The sequence below is a fragment of the Neisseria sp. P0021.S006 genome (genome assembly GCF_051956895.1).
The window spans coordinates 1-718 of record NZ_JBQCWZ010000706.1 but is presented as its reverse complement, the minus strand read 5'-3'; the positions used below and the strand labels follow the sequence as shown (position 1 = coordinate 718).

At 46.8% G+C, this 718-nt stretch carries 1 protein-coding gene; it reads left to right on the top strand.

Translation table 11 applies throughout. The features are described from left to right. The first annotated feature begins 88 nt into the window (after positions 1–88). Entirely contained in the window at positions 89–682 is a 594-nt protein-coding gene (ribA, locus tag ACTHUM_RS16600; protein WP_107769243.1) for a GTP cyclohydrolase II, read from the top strand. The last annotated feature ends 36 nt before the right edge of the window (positions 683–718 follow it).

The window sequence follows — 718 nt, the reverse complement described above, 5'->3', positions numbered from 1 at the left end:
GTATTGGTGGCTTGGATTGCCCTTGCCTTGGCTCTGTCGGATTCTTTGAAAAATCTGTTGGGCGTGGCTGAAAAAGAGGAAGCGGAAAATGAGTAATGCCTTGAAGTTTGTTGCGTCATGCCGTTTGCCTACGGAATGGGGCGAGTTTACCATGCACGGCTTTGAAGAAGAGGGCGGTCAGGAACATGTCGCATTGACGATGGGCGATGTTTCAGACGGCCTGCCTGTGTTGTCGCGTATCCATTCCGAGTGCTTGACCGGCGATGCTTTATTTTCGGTGAAATGTGATTGCGGCCCTCAGCTTCAAGCGGCGATGCAGGTTGTTCAGAAAGAAGGGCGTGGCGTTATCGTATATTTGCGCCAAGAAGGCAGGGGCATTGGTTTGATAAACAAAATCCGTGCTTATCGTCTGCAAGATCAGGGCTTGGATACGGTTGAAGCCAATGTAGCGCTCGGCCTTCCTGTTGATGCGCGCGACTTCACTTTAGCCAAGCAGATTTATGATTATCTGCATATTCGGGAGGTCAGGTTGTTGACCAATAATCCTGAAAAAATCCAAACGTTGAAAGATTCCGGCATTAATGTGGTTGAACGGATTGCATTACATGTCGGCGAAAATGTGGAAAATGAACGTTATCTGCATACTAAAGCGGATAAATTGGGGCATTTGATTTTCGATTGATAGAACGGTATATCGGTAATTTTTGCGGTTAAATAA

Excerpts from the sequence above, each read along its gene's own strand:
- ribA (WP_107769243.1), top strand. The coding sequence starts at position 89 with ATGAGTAATGCCTTGAAGTTTGTTGCGTCATGCCGTTTGCCTACGGAA.